Origin of the sequence: Actinophytocola sp., from assembly GCF_036002505.1 — a bacterium.
In the GTDB taxonomy this organism is placed as follows: Bacteria; Actinomycetota; Actinomycetes; order Mycobacteriales; family Pseudonocardiaceae; genus DASYTH01.
In genome coordinates this window covers 1-4,120 of the sequence record NZ_DASYTH010000438.1, presented here as the reverse complement: position 1 = coordinate 4,120, position 4,120 = coordinate 1, and the positions used below count along the sequence as shown (strand labels likewise).

General features: G+C 66.9%; 5 protein-coding genes. 3 read left to right on the top strand and 2 right to left on the bottom strand.

Features of this window, described 5'->3' with window-relative positions:
* Window positions 1-159 (top strand): ricin-type beta-trefoil lectin domain protein (locus VGR06_RS39145; RefSeq protein ID WP_327564291.1); only part of this gene is annotated, 159 nt, incomplete at its 5' end.
* 56 nt (window positions 160-215) lie between these two features.
* Entirely contained in the window at window positions 216-2,189 is a 1,974-nt protein-coding gene (locus VGR06_RS39140; protein WP_327564289.1) for a family 43 glycosylhydrolase, read from the top strand.
* 162 nt (window positions 2,190-2,351) lie between these two features.
* Here the strand turns inward: VGR06_RS39140 and VGR06_RS39135 are convergent, their stop codons facing one another.
* Both VGR06_RS39135 and VGR06_RS39130 read right to left on the bottom strand, forming a co-directional pair.
* The gene (locus tag VGR06_RS39135) at window positions 2,352-2,990 is read right to left on the bottom strand and encodes a class I SAM-dependent methyltransferase (protein ID WP_327564288.1); all 639 of its coding nucleotides are present in this window, start codon (window positions 2,988-2,990) and stop codon (window positions 2,352-2,354) included.
* A gap of 204 nt (window positions 2,991-3,194) precedes the next feature.
* Entirely contained in the window at window positions 3,195-3,659 is a 465-nt protein-coding gene (locus tag VGR06_RS39130; protein WP_327564287.1) for a hypothetical protein, read from the bottom strand.
* A 222-nt stretch (window positions 3,660-3,881) separates the two neighbouring features.
* Between VGR06_RS39130 and VGR06_RS39125 the strand changes: the two genes are divergently transcribed.
* Window positions 3,882-4,120: helix-turn-helix transcriptional regulator (locus tag VGR06_RS39125; protein WP_327564290.1), on the top strand; the 239-nt coding region annotated here is incomplete at its 3' end.

Sequence of the window (4,120 nt, the reverse complement as noted above, 5' to 3'; positions counted from 1 at the left end):
CAGAACAACCAGCAGTGGACGGTCAACACCGACGGCTCGATCCGCAACGTCGGTTCGGGACTGTGCCTGGACGTCAACCAGGCCGGCACCGCGAACGGATCCACCGTGATCCTGTGGACCTGCAACAACCAATCCAACCAGCGCTGGGCCCGGTCGTGATGTCACCTCATCGACTCTGGACAACGGTACTGGCGGCGGCCGCCGTCATCGGGCTCGTGAGCGGCGGTGTCACCGGAAGCATGCCCGCGCGCGCCGCGGGCACCGGCCCCGCGGCCGTCACTCCCACCGCGACGATCACCAACCCGGTGCTGTGGGAGGACCTCGCGGACGTCGACATCTTCCGGGTGAACGACACGTACTACTACTCGGCCTCGACGATGCACTACTCGCCGGGGGCGCCGATCCTGCGCTCCTACGACCTGGTGAACTGGGAGTTCGCCGGGCATTCGGTGCCGCGGCTGGACTTCGGCTCGAAGTACGACCTCAACGGCGGCCGCGGCTACGTGCGGGGCGTGTGGGCGTCGTTCCTCAACTTCCGCCGCAGCAACAACACCTTCTACTGGGGTGGGTGCGTCGACTTCGCCCAGACGCACATCTACACCGCCACCTCGGTGGAAGGGCCGTGGGTGAAGCGTTCGACGATTCCCAACTGCTACTACGACGCCGGGATGCTGGTCGACGACAACGACACGATGTACGTGGCGTACGGCAACACCACCATCAGCGTGGCTCAGTTGTCGGCGGACGGCCTCTCCCAGGTCCGCACGCAGCAGGTGTTCCAGACCCCGTCGAACATCGGGACGCTGGAGGGTTCCCGGTTCTACAAGCGCAACGGGGCGTACTACATCTTCCTGACCCGCCCGGCCAACGGCCAGTACATCCTCAAGTCGACGAACGGTCCGTTCGGGCCGTACACGCTCCGGCAGGTCCTGCTCGACCTGCCGGGCCCGATCGCCGGCGGGGGAGTGCCGCACCAGGGTGGGCTGGTGCAGACGCAGAACGGCGACTGGTACTACATGGCCTTCGTCGACGCCTTCCCCGGCGGGCGGGTGCCGGTGCTGGCCCCGGTCACCTGGACCGCCGACGGCTGGCCGGTGCTGCAAACCGTCAACGGCCGGTGGGGCACCACCTATCCGCCGCCGAACCTGCCCCCGCCGCCGCGGGCGGTGAAACCACCGACCGGCACGGACACCTTCGCCGGCACGGCGCTGGGCCCGGAATGGGAGTGGAACCACAACCCGGACACCACCAGGTTCTCGGTCAACAATGGACTGAGGTTGCAGACCGCGACCGTGACCAACGACCTCTACTCCGCGCGGAACACCCTGTCCCACCGCATTCTCGGGCCGTCGTCCACCGCGACGATCACGCTCGACTATGGGGCGATGAGAGACGGCGACCGGGCCGGGCTCGCCATGCTGCGCCAGACCTCCGGCTGGATCGGGATCAAACGCGACAACGGCGCCAACCGGGTGGTGATGGTCAACGGCCTCACCATGGACGCCAACTGGAACACCACCGGGCTCGGCACCGAGCAGGCCGGCGCGAACGTCTCGGGTGGCCGGATCTGGTTGCGGGTCAACGCCGACATCCGGCCCGGCGCCAACCAGCAGGCACGGTTCTCCTACAGCACCGACGGAGTCAACTTCACCGCGCTCGGCCCAGCGTTCACCATGAACAACGCCTGGCAGTTCTTCATGGGCTACCGGTACGCCATCTTCAACTACGCCACCCAGGCGCTCGGCGGCGCGGTCACCGTGCCCCAGTTCACCATGACCGGCCCGGGCGGCACCACTCCGCCGCCGTCCCGGGTGGTCAGCCTGCGGGCGCACGCGAACAACAACGTGGTCACCGCGGAGAACGCCGGGGCGAGTGCGCTGATCGCCAACCGCACCACCGCCGGCACCTGGGAGCAGTTCGACCTGATCAACAACGCCGACGGCAGCGTCAGCCTCCGGGCGCACGCGAACGACAACTTCGTCTGTGCGGACAACGCCGGGGCCGCCGCGCTGATCGCCAACCGCACCACGATCGGCCCCTGGGAGGAGTTCGATCTGGTCAACAACGCCGACGGCAGCGTCAGCCTGAGATCGCATGCCAACAACAACTTCGTCACCGCCGGCGCCAACCCGCTGATCGCCAGCCGCACCACCATCGGCGCGGCGGAGGAGTTCGACCTCATCAGCTGAGCCCGGCCCGGGGAGAGAAGCGTCAGGAAACGTTCGTTGGTTCAGCTCGCCCCGGTGACGGTGGCGTTCGCCCTGGCCGTGTCCGGGGCCGCCGAAAACGCCGGCACCACCCCCTGATCGCCAACCGCACCATAATCGGCCTCTGGGAACAGTTCGACCTGATCAACAGCTGACCGGCATACGCCCAGTCGTGGCAGTTCGGGCGTGAACGATGAGGGTTCCGACGTGTTCGGGTTCGGGTGCGGGTTCGATCCAGGCGCGCACGTCGACGAAGCCGTGCTGGTGGAGCAGGTCGGCCCAGGCGTCGGGTTCGTAGGCCCAGCGGTAGATCCAGACCTGCCGACCGTTGAAGCCGTTGCCGTACATGCCCTGGATGCCGTAGCTGCCGGGCACGGCCGGAGCATGGGAGAACACCAGCCGACCACCCGGGGTCAGCCGGTCGTGAGCTAAAGGGAGTAGCTGCTTCGGGTCGGTGAACCACAGCGCGCCCCAGATCGAGTAGATCGCATCCCACCGCCCATCAGCGTCGGCAAGGAACTCCAGCACGTCGCCGACCAGGAAACGGGCACCTGAGAGGTACCCCCATCGGCGCTCCGCGTCGGCGGCCTGGGCCAGCGAGATGTCGATCCCCGTGGCCTCGATGCCCTTGTTGGCCAGCGCGGCGACGGCGCTGCCGCGGCCGCTACCGAGTTCGAGCGCCGTGACGGGATCGCCAAGCAGTTCGTCGCCGGGTCCATGGCCTTCGTACTGGGTCCAGCCAAACGCATTCTTGAGCGCCTGCTCGGGTGTCTCGCCGGTCACGCCACTCGCGTAGTGGTCCCAGTAGGCGGCGCGGTCGGAGATGAGGACGGGTGGCATACGGCGGCCTCGTGACTCGGTGGCGGCTGAAGCCAGTCACGCTACCGCCTGTCCATCGTGATCACCGGCAGGCTGCCCGGAGTGCCGTCGAGGAGATCGGCCGGGGGGCCGGAACCTGATTGGTTCCGGCCCCCCGGGGATGGTCGATCAGTGGCAGTTACTGCCGGGGTGGCATGGGGTGCACTTGCTGAAGTCTTTCTCCCACAGCGGCCAGTCGATCCGGAAACCGTTGGCTTCGATGACTTCCGCGGTGCGCTGCACCGAGCCGTCGTACTTGCGCTCGATCTCCGGAATGTGCTCTAGAAACTGCCCGTCGAAGTGCCGGTGGCAGAACTCCCGATAGTTGCGGGTGTCGAGGATGAAGGCATGCACTGCGGTGTCGACCAACTCGCCACAACCGATCTCGAGCTGCTGACCGTGCTTCTCCATCGCGGTTATCAGGTAGGCGATGGCCTGCCCGAACAGCCGCTCAGCCATCACCAGATCAAATGGGTAGTCCCTGACCAGGAGTTTGATCTCCCGGTCCCACACCTGCGGGTCCACGAACGCTTTCGGATCCCGCCAGGCTCCCTCGGCCGACGCGGTATGACGATGGTGCACTGCCGTTGTCATGGCACCCTCCCTGGCTTGTGCTTGCTGGCCTCCTGGACGGCTGGCGACCCGTATCACAGGGTGACCTGCCACGATACGTGCTGGAGAGAACACGGACTGTTCGGCTTGGCGGTGATCACATGATCGGCCTGGCCGATCGGCTTGACCGATCAGACCTCGGCACCAGTGCTCGTGGGCCGATACGGTGATCGCGGCTGCGCTGTGGAGGGACACCTTGAACGTCTGCCCGCCGACGAACCGATCGATTCGTGCTTGTGGCAGCGCCCGCAGATGCGGATGGCGTTGGCTCGGCACGACATCAGCGAGGTCTATCGGCTGCTGGGCGCCGCAGGCATCTCCCAGCGCCGGATCGCCGCGCTGACCGGACAAAACCAGTCTGAGATCTCCGACATCAGCCAGGGACGCCAGGTCCAGGCATACGACCTGCTCGCCCGCATCGCCGACGGCCTTGGGATCCCTCG